The sequence below is a fragment of the Acidobacteriota bacterium genome, from assembly GCA_003696075.1.
GTDB lineage: Bacteria > Acidobacteriota > Polarisedimenticolia > J045 > J045 > J045.
Genome location: RFHH01000078.1, coordinates 15,766 through 33,748, shown reverse-complemented (window position 1 = coordinate 33,748; position 17,983 = coordinate 15,766). Strand labels below are relative to the sequence as shown.

The window sequence follows — 17,983 nt, the reverse complement described above, 5'->3', positions numbered from 1 at the left end:
GGTCGCCGTCGGATCTTCCGCCGCTTTCGCTGCGGGGGCGCTGGGACCGGCGGCCTTTGCCGTCTGCCTCGCGGCACTGGCGCTCGGCGTGGCACGGGCGCGGGGATCGTCGCTGGCGTCCTGGCTCGACCGCCCCCGTCTCTTCACCTGGCTCGCGGCCGCCTATCTCCCGCTGTTCGCGGTGGACCTGTTCGTCTCGGCGCAGCGAGACCCGGTGATGGCGCTCGCACGCCTGGTGGTCTTCATCGTCGTCGCCGAGGTTCTCGCCGGGGATCCCTCGCGCTCGCACCGGCCGGTGCTCCTGGCGACTCTCCTGATCGTCATCGCGGCGGCGGAAACCACCGAGCTGTGGTTCATCCTGCCACTGTCCGCGTTCATGGTGACGGCGATCCGCGCGCGGACGCGCGCCACCCTCGTCGAGGCCCTCCCCCCGTCGCGCCGTACCGGCTGCCGGACGTCCGCCCGGGGAGCCGCGTCGATCGCGGCCGCTTCGTTGATCCTCGGACTGGGCCTGTTCTTCGTGCTTCCCCACAGCGGAGGCGGGTGGGGGCGCGCAAACGGCGAGGACCGGCGGGGCACGGCGCGGGAAACGGGCCTCGCCGACGAGGTCCGGCTCGGTGCCCTGGGGAGGATCAAGCGCAGCCGCGACATCGTGTTCGAGGCCCGGCTGACCGACCAGGACGCCGATCCTTCCGCCCTGTACTGGCGGGCGAAGGAGTACGGCGCGTGGACGGGGCGCGGGTGGGCCCGTGCCGACGGAACCGACGACCGGATCGTTCACCTCCCGGGCGGCCGGCTCGCGCCGCTCCCGCCTGCGTGCCGCTCGCAGCGAGTTCGCCTGGTGGCTCAGATCGAAGTTCGCAGAGTGGGCCTGAACGTTCTCCCCGTGCCGGGCCACGCGGTGTGGATCCGCACGCTCCGGGACACCCTGGTCAGGGTCACGCCGGGAGGGGCCATCCGCACCGTGTCCGGACGGCCGCCCCGCCGCTTCGCCGTGGGTGTGGCCACCGCGTGCGGTTCCGGGGACGGGGGGCCCGATGCCGCCGCGTTCCTCCGGACCGGCCGCATCGAGCCGGCCCTCGCCGCCTGGGCGCGTTCGGTCGCTCCGGACGAGCGCCGCCCGGACGGTCTGGCGCGCGCCTTCGTGCGCGATCTCGCCCGCCGTCCCTACAGCCTCGATCTGAGTGCGATCGACCCGGAGCGGCCGTTCGCCTCGTTTCTCGCGGGAGCGCCCGCCCACTGCGAGTACTTCGCCACGGCGATGGCGCTGGGACTGCGGCTCAGGGGCGTCCCCGCGCGGGTGGTCGGCGGCTGGCTCGGGGCCGACCGCGTGCCCCTGAGCGACAGGCTGGTCGTCCGCGACGCCCGGGCTCACCTCTGGGTGGAGGTGTGGGTCCCCGGACGAGGCTGGGTCCCCTTCGATCCGACGCCTCCGTCGGGCCGCGAGCCGGCGTCCGGCCCCGTTCTGGCCATCCGCTCGGGATGGGATGCGGCGGTGGTCCTCTGGGACACCTGGGTCGTGGGGCTCGACCTCGAGGATCAGGCGCGGCTCATCGAGGCCGCGCGCTTCCGGCTGGCCGCCGCGGCCGAGGCGGCCCGCGCGCTGTTGGATCCGCGCACCCTCCTTCCCGCCGGCCTCGCCGCGCTCGCGGGAGGATGGATGCTGAGGAGGCGGCGCCGCCCGCCCGCACCGCTGCCTCGCTTCTTCGCCTCGTTCCTGCGCCTGGCGGGCCGCGCCGGACTCGTTCCGGCGCCTTCCGAGACTGCCCGCAAGTTCGCGGCGCGGGCCGGAACCGTTCTCGGCGACCCGGAGTCGGTGCGGCTGCTCGTCTCGCTGTACGAGCGCATCCGGTTCGGCGGCGACGAACCGGCGCCGCACGAGATCGCCGCCGCCCGGGACGCGCTCGCCCGCCTCGCCGAAAGGGGCCGCTGCCGCCGGCGACGGAGCTCCGTCGCGTGAATCGCCGCCACCTTCCGCTTCTCCGGGCACCGGACCGCCGGATACGGTAGAGTCTCGTCGGCCGGCCGCGCGGCCGGCGGGAGGATCCGATGCAAGGAGTCGCTCGCGTCCTGTGCTGGCTCGCTTGCCTGCTCTTGCCCACTCTGGTGTCCGCCGACACGCTGATCACCGTCGAGGTCGAAGCGCCGGGGCGGACACTCTCGCTCCACTCGGGCCAGGAGCAGAAAGGAGCGCCGAAGAAGGAATCGCGGATCTGGCTCGGCGAGGACCGGGCGCGCTACGACGACCTGCGCAAGAGCGTGATCCTGCGGCGCGACCTGGGGAAGGTCTACTACGTGGATCACTCCCGGCGCTCCTACGTCGAGGCCGAGCTCCCGGCCCGTCTCGAGACACTCGTGCCGCCGGAGCTGGCGGAGAAGATCGCCGGGGGCGCGCTCGAGAAGCGGGCGACGGTCACTTTCACCGCCTCCGACGAGCGGAAGGCGTTCGGCTCCTGGAATTGCCGCCGGTACGAGGCGGTGATCGACGGGGCCGGTCTTCACGTGACGCGGACGCTCTGGCTCAGCTCGGAGATCGGGGTCGACCGCGAACTTCTGGCCGATTTGCTGCGCGCGGCCGCTCTCTCGCAGCCGCTGGCGGGCGCGGTGCTGGAGAAGATCGCCGACACCGGAGCGGTTCCCGTCGTGGAGGAGAACCGCCTTCAGGCCGGCGGGGTGTCGGTCGTGTCGCGCCGCGAGGTCAAGAGCGTCCGAACCGTCACGCCGGGGCCCGACACCTACTCGCCGCCGGCGGACTACAAGAAGGTGGACTACCTCTACCGCACCCTCCACGAACTCGGGTTGCGCTGAAGAACCGGGACGGCTCGCCGGCCGTTCCCCCGGGCACTAGATTCCGACGCGGGGGTCGTCGGAGCGGAAGGGGGAACGGCCGTGTCTCGCGACAGTGATCGTTCCGTTTCGTCATCGTCCGGCAAAGGTCCGCTGTGGCCGCCCCTGCTCGGGGTTTGCTGCGCGCTGCTCACGATCCCGGGGGCAGCCGCAAGGCCGCCGGCGGGCGGTCCCGACGTCACGCCCCCGGGCGACGTCAGCACCCTCACGGCCTCGGCGGCCGAGGGGCAGGTGGCCCTGGAATGGGTGAATCCGTCGGATCCCGACTTCGCCGGTGTCCTGGTGCTGCGCCGGCTCGGGAGCCCGGTGACGGACGATCCGGCGCCCGGAAGCAGCTACAACCTCGGCGACACCGTCGGAGCCAGCATCGTCGCCTGCGTGACGCCGGCCGGCGCGTCGAGCTGCGTCGATCTCGATGCGTCCAACGACGGGACCATTCACTACTACAAGGTCTTCTCGCGAGACACGTCGTTCAATTACGCACCCGGCGTCGAAACCCGGGGCCTGCCGCGGACGAGCCTCAGTTACAAGTGGGAATTCACCACCGGGGCGGCCAGCCTGGCACCGATCGGTGCCACCCCCGGCGAGCACGTCGTGACCGTGGGGAACGACGGCCTCCTTTACCGCATGGGCGAACTCGACGGACGGCGCGCCGGGTGGACGCCGCCGGCGGTGGGAGGGGCGGTCCAGTCGCGGCCCAAGGTCGGCGACCTCGATCCGGACTACGACGGCACCAACGATTTCACCGCCTTCCTGACGACTCAGGACGGCATGCTCTACCGGTTCCGGCTGGACACGCCCGCGCCGCCGGAGGCGAGCGCCAACGTTCTCGCGGACGCCGGATGCGATCCCGCGTCGTCTTCCCTGCAGGCGGGACCGGTGGTGATGCTCGACGCTTTCGACAACAACAACAACCCGGCCGACGACGTCGTCGTGGTCGCGACGAGATGCGGCGTTTCCAACAACAAAGTCCTGCTCTACGACCACATGCTCAACCTGTTGGACAGCTACGACGGGGACGAGTCGGGCAGCAGCGCGGATCAGGTCGGATCGCCGACCCTCGGGATTTCGAACGCGGCCCCGAAGATCCTCTACCGGGACTGGGCCGACAACCTGATCTACGTACCGCTTCACGGCGACGGCGACGACAACGAGTCGATCCTCGTCATCCGCGTCACCCACGACGGCCGGTTCGTGGTGCCGCCGTACTCGGAGACCGTCGGGCTCGGGGACATCGATACCACACCCGTCGTCTTCCGCTACGGAACGTCGAACAACACCTTCCTCGTCTTCGGGAACACCGCGGGGACGATCTATCTCTACGATGCCGTGAACCGCACGGGGCCCTACCCGGCGCCGCTGGCGCGGCGAGACAGCTACACGCCGCCCGTCAGCGACGGCCCGGTGAAGGCGGTCGCGGTCAGTTCGCGGATCGCCGCCGGCAACGGGTTCTACGAGCACTGGGTCGTCTGGACGACCGACAACACCCTCCATGGCATCAAGGTGACGGCCGGGACGGCCAAGCTGGGCGATTCGACGCACTGGTCGGTGAACGTCCCCGGCGCCTCCGCGCCCGTGCTGCTCCGGTGGGTCGGCGGGGTTCCCAACACCCGGGCGTATGTGGGCTCCTCCGACGGACACCTGTACGAGGTCGACGTACCGACCGGGACCGTCATCAGGAGCTGGCTCCTCGAGGCGGGAAAGACGATCGGTGATCCGACGTTCGACTACAACGACGGCCTCAACCAGGGGATCGTCGTGGGTTCGACGAGCGGGATGGTGCACTGGGTGCGGCTGAACTGAGCCGAGCGCGGCGCGCCCCCCCGCCCGGCGGCGGGAACCGCGGCCGGTCTTGAGGCATCATGGGGCGCCAGGCCGGCCGTTGCCGCCGGTCGAGGGAGCGGATCCATGGTGCCGTCACTGCTGCTCGCCGCCGGACTCGCCTCCGCCGCCCCGGGGGGCGGCGCGCCGTTCGCGGCCGATTTCACCGGGGCCACGCTGCGCGTCGATCTCTACCACTCGGGAACCTCGTCGGAGGAGCACTTCGCGATCCGGAGGCTGAGGGTCGAGGGCCCCTGGCCCGGCAGCCGGACGAGGCTGATCGACACCTCCAACCTCGGCAAGTACATGGTCGAAGTCGCCGACCTCGCCACCAACAGGGTCCTGTACTCGCGGGGGTTCGCGAGCATCTACGGGGAGTGGGAGACGACGGCGGAGGCGGACAGGGAGTGGGGGACCTTCGAGGAGGCGGTCCGGGTGCCGGAGCCGCGCCGGCCCTTCCAGCTCCGCCTGCGCAAGCGGGGACCCGACGGCACGTTCCGGGAGATCTGGAGGACGAGTGTCGATCCCCGCTCGCGGTTCGTGGACCGGCCGGCGATTCAGGAGGCCGACGTGACCGAGCTGATGATCGGCGGGGATCCCGCGCGCAAGGTGGACCTGCTGGTCCTCGGCGACGGGTACACGGCGGCCCAGCGCCCGAAGTTCCTCGCGGACGCGCGGCGGGCGCTGGCCGCGCTGTTCGCGGTCGAGCCGTTCCGCAGCCGGAAGGAGGACTTCAACGTCCGCGCCCTGTTCACCCCGTCGCCGCAGCCGGGAATCACCAGGCCGCGTGCGGGGATCTTCCGCGACACGCCTCTCGGGACGCGGTACAACGCGTTCGATTCGGAAAGGTACGTGCTGACGTTCGACGACCACCGGTGGCGTGACATCGCGGCCAGTGCGCCCTACGACGTGGTGGCGATCATGGTCAACGAGCGGAAGTACGGCGGAGGCGGCATCTTCAACCTCTACTGCACCTTCGCCGCCGACTCGGCCTTTGCCGACTATCTGTTCGTCCACGAATTCGGGCATCACATCGCCGGGCTCGCTGACGAGTACTACACATCCGACGTGGCCTACGAAGAGCTGCCGCCGATCGAGGTGGAGCCCTGGGAGCCCAACATCAGCGCGCTCCTCCCCGACGGAATGCCGAAGTGGCGGGCGCTGCTGAGCGAGGGTGTCCCGGTTCCCACGCCGTGGGACAAGGAGACCTTCGAGAAGGAGTCCCGGGCGCGCCAGGAGCGGCGGCGCCGGCTCCGCGCGGAGGGGGCGCCGGAGGAGGAGCTCGAGCGCCTGTTCGCCGAGGAACGCTCGCTGTTCACCGCCATGCTCGCTTCGGAACGGTATGCGGGAAAGGTGGGAGCGTTCGAGGGTGCGGGATACCGGGCGCGCGGGCTCTACCGGCCCAGCACCGACTGCATCATGTTCACGCGGGACGAGGTCGGCTTCTGTCCGGTGTGCGCGGCGGCGATCGATCGCGTGATCGACGGCTACACGGAGTGAGCGGCACGGGAATGGACGCGCGGCGAGAGACAGGCGGAGGCGGTTCGGGAAGGGACACGGCCGAGCCCGCGCTCGAGGGGAATCACAGCAAGGTGATCCGCCACGAGGGCGGCTGGAGATGGCGAGGCGTCCGCTGCGAGGCGTACAAGGCGAGCGGTTCCACGTGGCGCGGCATGACGAGAAGGGAGTTGATCGGCCGGCGCGGGGAATCGCCGCTGTTCCACGTGCGCTACTTCGAGATCGATCCCGGAGGCTTCAGCAGCCTGGAACGGCACCGGCACGAGCACGCCGTCGTCGTGCTCCGCGGCCGGGGGGAAGTTCGGCTCGGCTGCGGGCGGTTCGCCGTCGGGGTGGGCGACGTGATTTACGTCGCCCCCGACGACCCGCACCAGTTCCTGTGCCCGGCCCAGGCGGACGAGCCGTTCGGCTTCCTGTGCATCGTCAACGCCGAGAGGGACCGTCCGGTCGCGCTGGACGGCCCCGAGGCGTGCGGCATTTGCGAGTGAGGATCGGACGGCTGGCGCGCCCGCAGGGATTCGAACCCCGAACCTCTTGATCCGTAGTCAAGTGCTCTATCCAATTGAGCTACGGGCGCGCGCTCCGCTGAAGCGCGCGGATACTAGCGCGCGGTCGCTGGGGGGTCAAGACACGGGTGCGGCCGGCGGCCCGTCCGCACTCCGGGCGGTCAGCGCATGCCCGGAAACAGGCGGCGGAGCCGCCCGAAGCCGCGGCCTCCCACCGGCGGGTGATGCCCTCCGTAGCCCTGCGCGGGCCCGAGCAGCGCGAGGAAGTCCTCCGGAGTGTAGGTGACGATCTCCGGTGCGACGTACGTGTTGGAGCCCTCGTCCGGCCGGGTCTTCCGTTCGTCGGGGCTCATGGTGCCGTCCTTTCCTGCCATGCCCATCGGATCCCTTCCCCGGCCGCCGTCCCGGCGGCCATAGCGCCCCGCGGGCGCCCCCTCGACGCTCAGCGATCCTCCCGCGGGACCTCGGCGGTGACCCAGACGAGCAGCTCCCGTTCCCGCATCAGCTCGAGCGTCCGCTCGACGTCGGCTCGCACCCGCTCCTCCGGCTCACCCGGGAAGAGGCGGCGGATCTCGGCCACGATCTCGTCGACCGAGTGAGTTCCGTCGCACAACTCCCAGATGCGCCGGGCCGTCGAGTTCAGGTGGTGCTGGAGCCGCTTCCGGTCGTCGTAGACGAACAACTCGGAACCGATCTCCACCGTCCGAACGTCGACGCGGGTCTGGGGGCAGCCCTTCACCCGGCCTCCTGAACTCCCCTCGCGGGAACGGTCACCAGTATATGCGCGCCGCACCCGCTCGGGGAGACCCGGGGTCGGCCGGAGTCTTCCGGACCTGCCCTCGGCCCGGGAACCGATCGAGGTCCCCAAACCGGCTCCGCGGTTGGAGGTACGCCGGAGCGAACGCGCCGTCAAGCGCGAATCGGCCCGCCCGGCCGCTCCCGCGGCGTGTTTCGAACGGGCCGTGACGCGATCGGCCGAGTGTCGCGGGATCGAGCACCTCCGGGGGGGCGGTGTCGGGATTCGGACACCGGGTAACGCGGGCCGTCCCCGACCGGTCCATGGCGGGGGGGCTCTTCGGAACCCGGCGCTGTGCGGAAGTTTCCGCGGGAGACCGTGCCCGGCACGGTCTTTGCCAGTATTCTCCGGGGGGGAGGGGGAATCGCCCGGCAACGGTGGGGGAGGTCCAAAAAAGGAACACTTTCGGGGGCTGAAGGGTGGTCATCCTCCGAACACATGAAAACAAGTGCCAACATCTCCGGGATAATTCGGAGCTTGACTTGGGACGGGGAACGCCGTAGCCATCTCTGGGAGGCGCCGGTCCGGCGCCGTCCGGAGGTTCGCGCGGCGTGGCGATCTGCGACGGCGATGCGCCACAGCCGGAGCCGGAGGAGAGCAGCGAGGATGCCTGTCGGGAATCGCGTTCCGGCCCGCCGGTGGCCCGCCCCTCGGGCGGCGGCGGTCCTGCTGGCGGCGGGAGTCGGCTTCGCCCCCGGCGCGGCCGCCGGTCCCTGGAGCTTCTCGCCCGTCGTCACCCTCTCGGCCCAGCGCACCGACAACGCGGGGCTCGTGGCGACCGCCGATGCGCGCGAAGCCGCCACCGTGGTCACCGCGGACCTCCTCCTCCCGCTCGGGTACCGGGGGCGGCGGGACGATTGGATCCTCAGTTACAGGCCGGTGCGCGAGACCTACCGGGGGCTCGACTCGGTTCCCTCGGGGGCGCTCGACAACACGGCGCACTACGCCGCCTTCTCCTGGACCCGCCGGCGCTCCGAACGGTCCCGCTGGGAGCTGCGGACGAGCTGGTCGCGCGCCGACCGCGCCCGGCTCGCGCTCGACGCCCCGGAGGCGGACCTGGTGGCGCTGCCCCGCACGAAGACCGACACCCTCACGAGCCGGCTGGCGATGTCGGCGAGGACCGGCCCGCGGAGCGAGTTCTCGGCCTCGGTCGCCTACCACGCGACCAGCTTCGACCGGCCCGAGGCCTCGGTCCCCGGATCGGCGGCGGTGCCCCTCGCCGATTCGAGCACGGTCACCGTCGAGGGCACGCTCGGGCGGGACGTGACGCGAACCCAGCGGCTGAGCCTCGGCTACCGGGGCAGCCGCATCGACGAGGGCCTGCGGGGCGAGGTGGATGTCCACCGCCTCCTGGCGGGTTGGAGCGGCGGCCGGCCCGAGGCGGTGGGCTTCACCGTCGCGGTAGGGATCAGCCGGACGGAGGTGCGCCGGGCCGCACCGGACGATCCCCCCGGGCTGGACGGTGATCTCGGCTTCGTCGGCACGGCCCTGATCAGGGCCCGCCTGCCCCGGCAGGGGGAGTTCTCCGGCGGCGTCACGCGCGACGTGGGTGCCAGCGGCGGCACCGGCGGCCCGTCCGAGACGACCGCCGTGCACGCCGGCCTGCTCTGGCCGACGGGGAAGTGGTCGAAGATCAGCTTCGCCGGGCGCTGGACCGACCGGAGCCCGCTTGGCGCAGATCGGTCGCTCTCGCCGCCGACGCGGACCACGGCGCTCGGCGGGGAGTGGCATGCCGCGCTCGGAGAAACGACGGCGCTGGTGCTCAGCGTGGAGCAGATGCGGCAGACCACGACCGCCGGCCTGACTCCGCTGGAAGTGGACTACCGGATCTGGGGCTTCGGCCTCCGATGGGCGCCGGGAGCGGGACGATGAGCACCGTGATGCCGGCCCAGCAGAACCCGCTGCTGAAGGAGTACCTCGACATCCTCCTCCGGCGCCGCTGGTGGATCATCGTGCCGGCGGTGGTCGGGGTGCTCTGCTCGATCGCCCTGTTCTTCTGGTCGGACAAGCTCTACCGGGCGCGGACGCGGGTGCAGATCCGCCCGCAGACGATCTCCCGCAATCTTCTCAGCCCGATCGTCGAGATCGACTCCACCGACCTGGTCACCACGATCACCGCCGAGATCACCTCGGAGAAGTATGTCCAGGAGGTGGAGGACGAGCTCCACCTGATCGGCACCCCCGGCGGCCCGAAGAACCTCGAGGACCTGGCGAAGCGGCTCGACCGGCGGATTTCGCTCGTACCGAACAAGAAGAACAACTACTTCGACCTCAGCGTGACGTGGGAGGATCCCCGGATCGCCGCCTCGATCGCCAACGAACTGGCCGCGATCTACATCCGCCGCAACGCGGAGATCCGCCAGCGGATGGCGGAGGAGACGCTGGGGAAGCTGCGAGAAAACCGCGAGCAGATCGAGCGCCAGCTCTACGACATCCGGGCCCGGATCCACAAGTTCCGTTCAGAGCACAAGTTCGAGCTGGAGAGCTACCAGAAGACGAACCAGGACATACTCCAGAACAACCGGGTGGAGATCGAGCGGATCGACGCCCAGATCCGCGATTTCAAGGACAAGATCCGCGACCTTGAACTCCAGCTGGAGGTGCCGCCGGCCAAGCCGGACGCCGTTGCGGACCCGCGAGTGGCCCGCCTGCGCGAGGCCCGGCGGCGCCGGGAGGAACTGCTCGGCTCCGGCTACAAGGAGGCTCATCCGAGCGTGGCCGCGCTCACGCGGGAGATCGCGCGGCTCGAGCGCGAGCTCGGGCTGGCGCCGGGAGAGGAGCCGGCGGTGCCCGAGGGAGAGAGCCTCCAGCTCCAGCAGATCGCGAACGAGAAGGCGCGGCTCCAGCGCGAGATCGCGGTTCTGGAGAAGAAGCGCGAGCAGCTCGTCGCGGAGAACGAGGAGATCGAGCGGCGGCTCGAGCGGACGCCGGACTTTCAGATCCAGCTGGACAAGCTCCTGCACATCGAAGAGGCCCTGCAGGAACAGTACCAGGAAGCCCGGGCGAAGGAGCTCGACGCGGAGGAAGGCGCCGCGGTGGAGGAGTTCAAGCAGGGGGAACGGTTCGAGATCCTCAACATGGCGCGGCCGCCGAGCGAACCCTTCTGGCCCGACCTCAAGCTGTTCATCTTCATGGGTCTCGCCGTCGGCGGCGGCGTGGGCATCGGGCTCGTCCTCCTGCTGGAAGTTTTCGACCAGTCGTTCAAGAGCGAAGAACAGCTCGCCGCGGCGATCGACCTGCCGATCCTGGCCGTCATTCCCGACCTCGAGCGCGCGGCCGAGCGGCGGCGGACGCGGCGGACCGTGACGAGGGCGGCAGGATGAACCAGAAGCCCCGCATTCCGCGCGTGGGCCCGCCGCCGGCGGGCGGTGCGCCGGCGAGCCGTCGCCCCGGGGGAAGGCGGTCGGCGCGCGATCTCGCGCCCAATCCGCGCCTGCTCCCGCTGATCGATCCGCGGTCTCCGGTGACGGAGCGCTACCGCCGCATGATGACGCACATCGACCACCTCGGAGTCCGCGACGACCATCCCTACCGAGTGATCGTCATGACCTCGAGCCGCGAGGCGGAAGGCAAGACGCTCACGTCGATGAATCTCGCTCTGGTGATGGCCGAGGACCGGGATCGCAAGGTGGTCCTGATGGACGTGGACCTGCACCGGCCGCGGGTCCACCACTTCCTCCTCAGCAAGCCGCGCATCGGCTGGATGGATGTCTTCGAGGACCGCGCCGATCTCGACGCGGCCGTGGTCGATCTCACGCAAACGCGGCTGAAGTTGCTGCCGGCGGGCCGGCCGCCGGAGAAGCCGGCGGAGGTGCTCAAGTCCGAGAGGTTCCGGCGCCTTCTGCGGCAGCTGCGGGATCGGTTCGACGCGATCATCCTCGACGCTCCACCCCTGATGCGCTTCGTCGATGCCAACATCCTGAACTCCTACGCCGACGGGTTGATCTTCGTGATCCGCGCCGGTCTTACCTCGCGTCAGATCGTGAAGAAGGCGCTGTCGCAGGTGACGACGGGGCGGGTGATCGGCGTCGTTCTCAACGACGTCCGGTACACCGTTCTGGATCGCTACTACTACCGCTACGACGAGTACGGCGGCTACTACTACGACCGTGATCGGGGTTGACGACAGGTGGCAGCGGATGACCCGGCGGCGGCGCGGGACGCGCCGCGGGAGGCTGGTGCGATGAGGCGCGTCGCGGCCGGCGGCCCGCGACTGCGGGTGGTCGCGATCGGGGGTGGGACCGGTCTGCCGGTGGTCCTCCGGGGCTTCAAGCAGCTTTTGTTCCCGGATGGCGCCGACGATCCTTCTCGCCTGGTCGCGATCGTCACCGTGACCGATGACGGCGGCAGCTCGGGCCGGTTGCGCGACGAGCTCGGGATGCTTCCGCCGGGGGACATCCGGAACTGCATGGTGGCCCTGTCGCACAACGAGCCGCTGATGTCGCGCCTGTTCCAGGCCCGCTACCGCTCGAACGGAAGCCTCGACGGCCACTCGGTCGGGAACCTCATTCTGGCGGCACTGGCCCAGGAGGAGCCCGACGGCTTTCTCGCCGCGGTGCGGCTGGCCGGGGAGGTGCTGAACATCCAGGGGCGCGTGCTTCCGGCCACGCTCGCGCCGACCCGCCTGGTGGCGACCCTCGAGGACGGCCGCGAAATCGCCGGAGAGACGGCGATCAAGCGGGGCGACGGCGCGATCCGCTCGCTCCGGCTCGATCCGCCGGCGCCGCCGGCCGCCCCGGGGGCCGCCGACGCGGTGCTGGACGCCGACATCGTCGTGCTCGGACCGGGGAGCCTCTACTCGAGCATCCTCCCGAACCTGCTCATCCCGGAGATCGCGGAGGCGCTGAGGCGGACGCGGGCCTGCCGGGTGCTCGTGGTCAACGCCATGACGGAGCGGGGGGAGACCACCCGGTTCGGCGCCTCGGAGCACGTGCAGGCGATCACCTCCCACGTCGGCGCGCCGGTGATCGATGCCGCGCTCGTGGCTTCCGATCCGATTCCCGAGGACACGCTGGAGCGCTACCGGGCGGAAGGCGCGGAGCGCGTCGACCCGAACGATCCGGGCCTCGACATGCTGGTGCCGGTGGTGGACCGGCGGCTCCTGCTGGCCGGAGGACGCAAGGTGAGGCACGCGCCGGCGCGCACGGCCACGGCCGTCGTGGCGGCGTACGGGCGCTGGACCGCCGCGGGCCGCCCGCGCGGTGCCGGGGTGCGGGCGGAGAGGCCGCGCCGATGAACAGGCGCCTGCAGAACTCCTGGCTGGTCCTGGCGAAGGTCGGCCTCGACCTGGCGCTGATCGCGGTGTCGCTCGTCGCCGCGTACCTCTTCCGGTTCGGCCCGGCGCTCCCGCCCGAGCAGGCCCGCGTCCTGCTGCGGGTGCTGCCGCTCTCGGCGGTGATCAAGCTGCTGCTCTTCTGGGCCTTCGGGAACTACGCGACACTGTGGCGCTACAGCTCGGTGAACGACCTGCTGCGGCTCATCCGCTCGTCGGTCGCATCGCTGCTGATGCTCGCCACCGTGCTCTACTTCCTCCAGCTGCGGGTTCCGGCCTCCGTGCTGGTGCTGGACGGGATGCTGACGCTGACGCTCTGCGGCGCGGCTCGACTCGCCCCCCGGGTCGCGCGCGAGCGGATGCAGGCGACCCTGCTGGCCACGCTCCCGGAGTTCCTCGTCGATGCCATCGCGCCCAGGCGGCGGGGCGCGGAGCGGCGGATCCTCGTGGTCGGCGCGGGCGACGCCGGGGAGAGTCTCGTTCGGGAGATGTCCCGCAACGAGCGCCTCGGGTACCTGCCGGTCGGCTTCGTCGACGACGACCCGGCGAAGAAAGGCCTCCGGATCCACGGGGTGAAGGTCCGCGGCAACCGTGAAGACATTCCACGCCTCGTTGCCCAGCACGACGTCGACGAGATCCTGATCGCCATTCCCTCGGCCACTGCGGAGCAGATCCGGCCGATCGTCGACATCTGCCGCTGGACCGGCGTCAAGCTGAAGATCCTCCCGGATCTGGCCAGTCTCGTGCACGGGACGCCGCGGCTGGCGGACGTGCGCGACCTGCGCATCGAGGACCTGCTGGGACGCCCCCGCATCGAGCTCGACACGGACGGCGTGTCCGCCTACCTCAAGGGGCGGCGGGTGCTGGTGACGGGCGCCGGCGGTTCGATCGGATCGGAGCTCTGTCGCCAGGTTCTCCGGTACGGGCCCTCGGAACTGTACCTGCTCGGGCGCGGCGAGAACAGCATTTTCGCGATCTACCACGAGCTCGCACCCAAGCGGGGGGCGACCAAGCTCTACGAGATCATCGGGGACGTGATCAACAAGCGGAAGCTTCAGGGCGTCTTCGAGCGGTTCCATCCGGAGATCGTGTTCCACGCCGGCGCCGACAAGCACGTGCCGTTGATGGAGCTGAATCCGGACGAGGCGGTGCTCAACAACATCCTCGGCACGAAGAACGTCATCGAGATCTGCGACGAGCACGGTGTCGAGCGCCTCGTCTGCATTTCCACGGACAAGGCGGTGAACCCGACCAGCATCATGGGCTGCTGCAAGCGCGTCGCGGAGCTCTACGTCCTGGCCGCCGCCGGGCGCAAGACGCGCGTCACCGCGGTCCGGTTCGGCAATGTCCTCGGCAGCCGCGGCTCCGTGATACCGCTGTTCCAGGAGCAGATCGAGCGCGGCGGCCCCGTCACCGTGACCCACAAGGAGGTGCGCCGCTACTTCATGACCATCCCCGAGGCGGTCGCGCTCGTGATCCAGGCCGGAGCGATGGCGGAGGGTGGGGACATCTACGTGCTGGACATGGGGGATCCGATCAAGATCGACGATCTGGCCCGCCGCGTGATCCGACTCCATGGTCTGGAACCGGACAAGGACATTCCGATGACCTACATCGGACTGCGGCCGGGCGAAAAGCTGAACGAGGAGCTGATCGGTCCGGGGGAGGTCAAGGAGCGGACCAGCCACCCGAAGATCTTCAGGGTTCGGGGGGAGCCGGTGCCGGTGGAAGAAATCGACCGGCACGTGGAACAGCTCATCAAAGAAGCGGTGGCGATGGACGACCTCGCCATCCGCCGGACGCTCAAGCGTCTCGTCCCCGAGTACCAGCCGTACCTGCCCCCGGACGTTCAGAGCTGGGTGGCGAAGCGCTCGTCGTGAGCGGGAGCGGAGACGAATGCGGGCGGAAGCGCAGGACCGGCAGCGAAACCGCGATGGCCGCGAGCCAGCCGGCGCGTTTGAGGAAGCCCGCCAGCCGGGCCGCCGGGGAGACGTGCGCGAGCTTCAATCGCTTCCGCTCGAACGCGGGGAGCCGAAGGAGGCGCAGAGCCGCGCGGGCCGGGCGGGGATCGAGATGGAGGCGGACGAGATGACGGGCGGTGGGCCGGTCCGACGGCGGGAGCCCGAGGGGAAATCCCCTGAAGCCCAGCTCGTCGAGGCGGCGACGGCGTGCGCCGAGCGGGCGGAGGGCGGCGAACGCCGTGCCGGTAGGGGTGCCGAGCAGTTCGGCGGCCAGCTCGACCGCCGCCCGCAGGGCGGGCGCGAGGCCGCGCTCGCGGGCCAGCGCGGCGGCGGCGCGCCAGTCGAGCCGCGGATTGGCGCGGACGACGCGGTCGAGATCCACGAGCCGGCGCAGGTCGGTGAATCCGACCCGCAGTTCCGAGACCGCCACGTGGAGGAGCTGCGCTTCGTCCGACGGGCGGGGAAGGGGGCCGTCCTTCCGGGGGTGGCTCAACAGCAGTTCCGCCTCCAGGCGGTACGGGTCGTCGGGGCGCGCGGCGGACCAGTGGAGCTCCAACGGTGGAGCCCCGGCGCGCTCGAGCTGCAGGTGGAAATGGTAGCGCCGGTGAAGCTCGACCACCTCGGGAGCCACCGCGGGCCCGAAGCCGGCCCGCCCCAGGGCTCCGAGCGCCGCCTCGAGCGCCGCCGGCTCGACCAGGATGTCGATATCGCGGAATTCCCGAAGTTCCGGCGGCCGGTAAACGGCGCCGGCGAGGCCCACGCCTTTCAACACGACGGCCGGCACGCCTGCCGCGTCGAGCGCGCGGAGGGCGCGGTCGGCCTCGCCGAGGAAAAGGGCGCTGCGCCGGCGGGAAAGATCGAGAAACTCGCGGAACCGCCGCGCTGCCGGCTCCGGGAGCCGCGCTGCTCCGCCGAGGACGCGGTGGGCCACCAGGGCGCCCACACCCGCGGCGCGCGCGGCATCCGCCACCGATTCCCAGCACCGGGGCGGCACCGCGGCCACTGGCGGCGGTTCGTCCCGGATCAATCGCAGCAGCCAGACGGCTGTCTCACGACGCACAGGGTTCGTTTCTCCGGCGCTCGATGCGGGGAAGCGGGTTATAGCACGTTCAACAACCAGGCAACCCGGGCCGGTTCGAGGCCGGTCCGGCACAACAGGAGACAAACCCAATGGCCTCCGAGATGATCGACCGCGACGAAGAGATCCTCACCAGCCGGGAGGCTCAGGAGTTTCTCAAGATCGGGCGCACCAAGCTGTGGGAGCTGACCAAGAGCAAGCAGCTCCCCGCTTACCGGGTGGGCTCCGGCCGCACCTCGTCGCTGCGCTACAAGAAGTCCGAACTCTTGGCCTGGCTCGAGAGGAATCGGGTCCAGGCGTGACCGCTGCCGGCGGAGCGGGAGGATCCTCCGGAAAGGGGCGCCGGAGGACCTCCCGCCAGCGGCCCGCGGACGGCGCGGGGACGGAGCGGTGGTTCGGATCGGCGTGATCGGCGCCGGGGCGTGGGGGAGGAACCACGTCCGGACGTTCGCCTCGCTGGAGGAGGCGGAGCTGGCGGTCGTCGCGGACCGCTCGCCCGAGGTGCGGCGCCGGATCGCCCGCGATCACCCCCACGTGCGCTGTGCCGCGGACGCCGCGCAGGCGTTCGAGGACCCCTCGATCGACGGGGTCGTCCTCGCCACGCCGGCCCCGACCCATGCACGGCTCGCCCGGGCCGCGCTCGAGGCCGGCAAGCACGTCCTGGTGGAAAAGCCGCTGGCGCTCGACGTGCGGGAGGCGGAGGAACTGGAACGGCTGGCCCGGAAATGCGGCCGGGTGCTGATGGTGGGGCACCTGCTGCTGTACCACCCGGCGGTGCTCTATCTCAAGCGCCTGCTCGACGAGGGGGAACTCGGGCGGCCCTTGTACCTGTATTGCGAGAGGGTGAATCTGGGCGTGATTCGCCGCGACGAAAACGCCCTGTGGTCGCTCGGACCTCACGACCTCTCGCTCGCGCTCTTCCTCCTGGGTGACGGCGTGAGCGACGTCTCGGCCCGGGGCGCCGCTTACATCACTCCGGGGGTGCACGACGTGGTCTTCGCCAACCTGAGGTACGGCGATCACCGGATGGCGAACCTCCACGTCTCGTGGCTCGACCCGCACAAATCGAGGCGCGTGGTCCTGGTGGGCGACCGAAAGATGGCCGTCTTCGACGACATGGCAGCCCAGGAGAAGGTCCGCATCTACGACAAGGGGGCGCTCCCCGACGCGGTGGGCTACGCGGAGCACCTCACCGTCCGCTCGGGGGACATCCTGATTCCCAAGATCCCGATGTCGGAGCCGCTTCGCGAGGAGGCGCGCGCCTTCGTGGAGGCGATCCGGACCGGCGACCCGCCGCGGACCGGAGCCTCTCACGGCGTGGAGGTGGTTCGCCTGCTCGCCGCGGCGCAGGCTTCGCTGGAGGACGGCGGCCGGCCGGTGCCCGTCCCCGGGGCGCCCGCGCCGTGAACGCCAGCGGGGGAATCCCGGGCGCCGGCCCCCTGATCCATCCGAGCGCCCGGATCGGCGAGGGAACGGAGATCGGACACGGGACGGTGGTCGGTGCCGACGTGATCATCGGGCGCGGGTGCCGAATCGGCTGTTACGCGATCCTCCATCCCGGTACCCGTATCGGAGACGGTGTCCGCGTGGACGACCATGCCGTCCTGGGCAAGCCCCCGATGCGTGCTGCGGCCTCCGCGATCACCCGGGAAAAGGAGCTGCCTCCCCTGCGGATCGGCGATCGGGTTCTCATCGGGGCGGGGGTCGTTCTCTATCGCGGCGCCGAGATCGGCGCGGAGGTGATGGTGGCCGACCTCGCGACCGTGCGGGAGGAGGTCTCGGTGGGGGAGCGCACGATCATCGGCCGGGGCGTAACGGTGGAAAACCGCGTCACCATCGGAGCCCGGTGCAAGATCGAGACCGAGGCCTACATCACCGCCCTTTCGAGGATCGAGGAAGGGTGCTTCATCGCCCCGGAGGTGACGTTCACCAACGACAACTTCCTCGGGCGGACGGAGGAGCGTTTCAAACACCACAAGGGGATCACGCTGGAGCGGGGAGCGAGGGTCGGTGCGAACGCCACGTTCCTGCCGGGACTCACCGTCGGGGCCGACGCACTCGTCGCCGCCGGCTCGGTGGTGACCCGGGACGTCCCGCCGCGGACCGTCGTCATGGGGGCTCCCGCGCGGCCCGTGCGGGAGGTTCCGGAGGAGCAACTGCTGGACAACCAATAGCCCGTTGCGC

At 70.7% G+C, this 17,983-nt stretch carries 16 protein-coding genes and 1 tRNA gene; 13 read left to right on the top strand and 4 right to left on the bottom strand.

Going from position 1 to position 17,983, the window contains the following annotated elements; genetic code table 11:
* The 5 genes from D6718_05205 to D6718_05185 form a co-directional block, all read left to right on the top strand.
* Positions 1 to 1,960: DUF3488 domain-containing protein (locus tag D6718_05205; protein ID RMG46692.1), on the top strand; the 1,960-nt coding region annotated here is incomplete at its 5' end.
* 89 nt (positions 1,961 to 2,049) lie between these two features.
* On the top strand, positions 2,050 to 2,808 hold the full coding sequence (locus D6718_05200; GenBank protein RMG46691.1) for a hypothetical protein: 759 nt from the start codon (positions 2,050 to 2,052) through the stop codon (positions 2,806 to 2,808).
* 270 nt (positions 2,809 to 3,078) lie between these two features.
* Positions 3,079 to 4,650, top strand: coding sequence for a hypothetical protein (locus D6718_05195; protein RMG46690.1), 1,572 nt, complete (start codon positions 3,079 to 3,081; stop codon positions 4,648 to 4,650).
* Positions 4,651 to 4,755: 105 nt separating this feature from the next.
* A complete protein-coding gene (locus tag D6718_05190) occupies positions 4,756 to 6,168 on the top strand; it encodes a peptidase M64 (GenBank protein RMG46689.1) in 1,413 nt (470 codons plus the stop codon).
* Positions 6,169 to 6,179: 11 nt separating this feature from the next.
* Positions 6,180 to 6,674, top strand: a complete 495-nt coding sequence (locus tag D6718_05185) for a cupin domain-containing protein (GenBank protein ID RMG46688.1) — start codon at positions 6,180 to 6,182, stop codon at positions 6,672 to 6,674.
* 12 nt (positions 6,675 to 6,686) lie between these two features.
* Here D6718_05185 and D6718_05180 read toward each other — a convergent pair.
* The 3 genes from D6718_05180 to D6718_05170 all read right to left on the bottom strand — a co-directional run bounded on the left by D6718_05180 (position 6,687) and on the right by D6718_05170 (position 7,863).
* A tRNA-Arg gene (locus D6718_05180) sits at positions 6,687 to 6,763 on the bottom strand.
* A 90-nt stretch (positions 6,764 to 6,853) separates the two neighbouring features.
* Positions 6,854 to 7,072 (bottom strand): hypothetical protein, encoded by a 219-nt coding sequence (locus tag D6718_05175; protein RMG46687.1) that lies wholly within the window; start codon positions 7,070 to 7,072, stop codon positions 6,854 to 6,856.
* A gap of 62 nt (positions 7,073 to 7,134) precedes the next feature.
* On the bottom strand, positions 7,135 to 7,863 hold the full coding sequence (locus D6718_05170; GenBank protein ID RMG46686.1) for a PqqD family protein: 729 nt from the start codon (positions 7,861 to 7,863) through the stop codon (positions 7,135 to 7,137).
* Between the two features lie 231 nt (positions 7,864 to 8,094).
* On the opposite strand from D6718_05170, the gene D6718_05165 reads away from it, so the two are divergent.
* From D6718_05165 to D6718_05145, 5 genes are read left to right on the top strand one after another with little or no spacing between them, the layout of a single operon-like run.
* Positions 8,095 to 9,360 (top strand): hypothetical protein, encoded by a 1,266-nt coding sequence (locus D6718_05165; GenBank protein ID RMG46685.1) that lies wholly within the window; start codon positions 8,095 to 8,097, stop codon positions 9,358 to 9,360.
* Entirely contained in the window at positions 9,336 to 10,811 is a 1,476-nt protein-coding gene (locus tag D6718_05160; protein RMG46684.1) for a hypothetical protein, read from the top strand. The genes D6718_05165 and D6718_05160 overlap by 25 nt, the downstream gene beginning before the upstream one ends.
* Complete coding sequence (locus D6718_05155) at positions 10,808 to 11,611, top strand: polysaccharide biosynthesis tyrosine autokinase (GenBank protein ID RMG46683.1); 804 nt, start codon at positions 10,808 to 10,810, stop codon at positions 11,609 to 11,611. The genes D6718_05160 and D6718_05155 overlap by 4 nt, the downstream gene beginning before the upstream one ends.
* Positions 11,612 to 11,671: 60 nt before the next feature.
* On the top strand, positions 11,672 to 12,724 hold the full coding sequence (yvcK, locus tag D6718_05150) for a uridine diphosphate-N-acetylglucosamine-binding protein YvcK (GenBank protein ID RMG46682.1): 1,053 nt from the start codon (positions 11,672 to 11,674) through the stop codon (positions 12,722 to 12,724).
* Positions 12,721 to 14,640, top strand: coding sequence for a polysaccharide biosynthesis protein (locus D6718_05145; GenBank protein ID RMG46681.1), 1,920 nt, complete (start codon positions 12,721 to 12,723; stop codon positions 14,638 to 14,640). Before yvcK ends, D6718_05145 begins: the two co-directional genes overlap by 4 nt.
* On the opposite strand, the gene D6718_05140 is transcribed toward D6718_05145, so the two are convergent.
* A complete protein-coding gene (locus D6718_05140; protein ID RMG46680.1) occupies positions 14,564 to 15,892 on the bottom strand; it encodes a hypothetical protein in 1,329 nt (442 codons plus the stop codon). The genes D6718_05145 and D6718_05140 overlap by 77 nt on opposite strands.
* Here D6718_05140 and D6718_05135 point away from each other — a divergent pair.
* Genes D6718_05135 through D6718_05125 form a run of 3 tightly spaced genes read left to right on the top strand, consistent with a single transcriptional unit; the run spans position 15,892 to position 17,973 of the window.
* Positions 15,892 to 16,101 (top strand): DNA-binding protein, encoded by a 210-nt coding sequence (locus tag D6718_05135; protein RMG46679.1) that lies wholly within the window; start codon positions 15,892 to 15,894, stop codon positions 16,099 to 16,101. The two genes, D6718_05140 and D6718_05135, sit on opposite strands and share 1 nt — an antisense overlap.
* Positions 16,085 to 17,206, top strand: a complete 1,122-nt coding sequence (locus tag D6718_05130; protein RMG46678.1) for a gfo/Idh/MocA family oxidoreductase — start codon at positions 16,085 to 16,087, stop codon at positions 17,204 to 17,206. The genes D6718_05135 and D6718_05130 overlap by 17 nt, the downstream gene beginning before the upstream one ends.
* A 32-nt stretch (positions 17,207 to 17,238) precedes the next feature.
* The gene (locus D6718_05125) at positions 17,239 to 17,973 is read left to right on the top strand and encodes an N-acetyltransferase (GenBank protein ID RMG46694.1); all 735 of its coding nucleotides are present in this window, start codon (positions 17,239 to 17,241) and stop codon (positions 17,971 to 17,973) included.
* Positions 17,974 to 17,983 lie beyond the last annotated feature (10 nt).

Coding starts and splice junctions, on each gene's coding strand:
- D6718_05200 (RMG46691.1), top strand. CDS start 2,050: ATGCAAGGAGTCGCTCGCGTCCTGTGCTGGCTCGCTTGCCTGCTCTTG.
- D6718_05190 (RMG46689.1), top strand. CDS start 4,756: ATGGTGCCGTCACTGCTGCTCGCCGCCGGACTCGCCTCCGCCGCCCCG.
- D6718_05185 (RMG46688.1), top strand. CDS start 6,180: ATGGACGCGCGGCGAGAGACAGGCGGAGGCGGTTCGGGAAGGGACACG.
- D6718_05175 (RMG46687.1), bottom strand. CDS start 7,072: ATGGGCATGGCAGGAAAGGACGGCACCATGAGCCCCGACGAACGGAAG.
- D6718_05165 (RMG46685.1), top strand. CDS start 8,095: ATGCCTGTCGGGAATCGCGTTCCGGCCCGCCGGTGGCCCGCCCCTCGG.
- D6718_05160 (RMG46684.1), top strand. CDS start 9,336: ATGGGCGCCGGGAGCGGGACGATGAGCACCGTGATGCCGGCCCAGCAG.
- D6718_05155 (RMG46683.1), top strand. CDS start 10,808: ATGAACCAGAAGCCCCGCATTCCGCGCGTGGGCCCGCCGCCGGCGGGC.
- yvcK (RMG46682.1), top strand. CDS start 11,672: ATGAGGCGCGTCGCGGCCGGCGGCCCGCGACTGCGGGTGGTCGCGATC.
- D6718_05145 (RMG46681.1), top strand. CDS start 12,721: ATGAACAGGCGCCTGCAGAACTCCTGGCTGGTCCTGGCGAAGGTCGGC.
- D6718_05135 (RMG46679.1), top strand. CDS start 15,892: ATGGCCTCCGAGATGATCGACCGCGACGAAGAGATCCTCACCAGCCGG.